This is a genomic window from Hyalangium sp. (assembly GCF_045802625.1).
Lineage (GTDB): Bacteria > Myxococcota > Myxococcia > Myxococcales > Myxococcaceae > Hyalangium.
This window is the reverse complement of the sequence record NZ_JBJMQP010000126.1, coordinates 1-1,622: the sequence shown is the minus strand read 5'-3', so window position 1 is coordinate 1,622 and position 1,622 is coordinate 1. Positions and strand designations below refer to the sequence as shown.

Genomic DNA, 1,622 nt, shown 5'->3' with positions numbered 1-1,622 from the left:
TCGAGGCGCGCACGGTGGCCGGACTGGCGACTCGGGTCGAAGCGGCCCACCGCGCCGGGCACGGCTTGCAGGTCCCCCCGCTGCGGCCCCACCCGCGCGGCGAGTCCCTCCCGCTCTCCTTCGCCCAGCAGCGCCTGTGGGTGCTCGACCGGCTCGAGCCGGACAGCCCGCTCTACAACATGCCCGCCGCGCTCCGGCTGGAGGGCACGCTGGACGTGGCGGCGCTGGAGAAGAGCTTCAACGAGGTCATCCGCCGTCACGAGGGTCTGCGCGCGACGTTCCATCACGAGCAGAACGTGACGCGGCAGCGCATCGCCACGGACATCTCGCTGCGCCTCCACGTGGTGGACCTGACGTCCGTCGCGGAGGCCGAGCGCGATGCGGAGTCCAAGCGCCTCGCCGTCACCGAGGCGAAGCGGCCCTTCAACCTGTCCCGTGGCCCGCTGTTGCGCGTCACCCTGTTGAAGCTGACCGAGCGTGAGCACGTGCTGCTGCTAACGATGCACCACATCATCTCGGACGGTTGGTCCATGGGCATCCTCATCCGCGAGGTGGCCGCCCTGTACGCGGCGTTCACCACCGGCCGCGCCTCGCCCCTGCCCGAGCTGTCCGTGCAGTACGTGGACTTCGCGGCCTGGCAGCGCAACTGGCTGGAGGGCGAGGTGCTCGCCGGTCAGCTCGCCTGGTGGAAGCAGCAGCTCGCCGGCATCCCGCAGCTGCTGGAGCTGGCCACCGACAGGCCTCGCCCGCCCGCGCGCACCTTCCGCGGCGAGAACTACGGGTTCGTGCTGCCGAAGGAGCTCTCCGAGGGAATCAAGGCGTTGAGCCAGCGCGAGGGCGTCACGCTGTTCATGACGCTGCTGGCGGCCTTCGATGTGCTCCTGGCCCGCTACTCCGGACAGACGGACATCGTGGTCGGCACCGACGTCGCCAACCGCACCCACGCGGAGACCGAGGGCCTCATCGGCTTCTTCATCAACCAGCTCGTCATGCGCACGAAGCTGGAAGGAGACCCCACCTTCCGTGAGTTGATCGGCCGCGTGCGCGAGGCCGCTCTGGGCGCCTACGCCCACCAGGACGTGCCCTTCGAGGAGCTGGTGCGTGAGCTCAACCCCGAGCGCAGCCTCGGCCACGCGCCGCTCTTCCAGGTGAAGCTCGTCCTGCAGAACCAGCCCCAGACGCGGCTGGAGCTGACGGATCTGACCCTGCGGCAGATCCCGGTGGATCACCAGACCGCGAAGTTCGACATCACGTTGTCGTTCGACGACACGGAGCAGGGGCTGGCCTGCGTCTGCGAGTACAGCACGGACCTGTTCGACGCCGGCACCATCGAGCGGATGATGGGCCAGCTGCACACCCTGCTGCGGACGGCCGTCTCCTCGCCCGAGCAGCGCCTCTCGCAGCTGTCCATGCTCGGACAGGACGAGCGGCAGCGGATGTTGGTGGAGTGGAACGACACGCGTGTGGAGCGCCCCGCCGCCACCGCCCACCAGCTCTTCGAGGCCCAGGTGGAGCGCACCCCGGACGCCCCGGCCGTGAGCTTCGAGGGCAGCACCCTCACCTACCGCCAGCTCAACTCCCGCGCCAACCAGCTCGCCCTCCACCTGCGCTCGCTGGGCATC

The 1,622-nt window shown here is 69.7% G+C and carries 1 protein-coding gene; it reads left to right on the top strand.

Annotation, left to right across the window (positions count from 1 at the left end; translation table 11 throughout):
* Positions 1–14 precede the first annotated feature (14 nt).
* Positions 15–1,622 (top strand): condensation domain-containing protein (locus ACJ8AT_RS23830; RefSeq protein ID WP_407740129.1); only part of this gene is annotated, 1,608 nt, incomplete at its 3' end.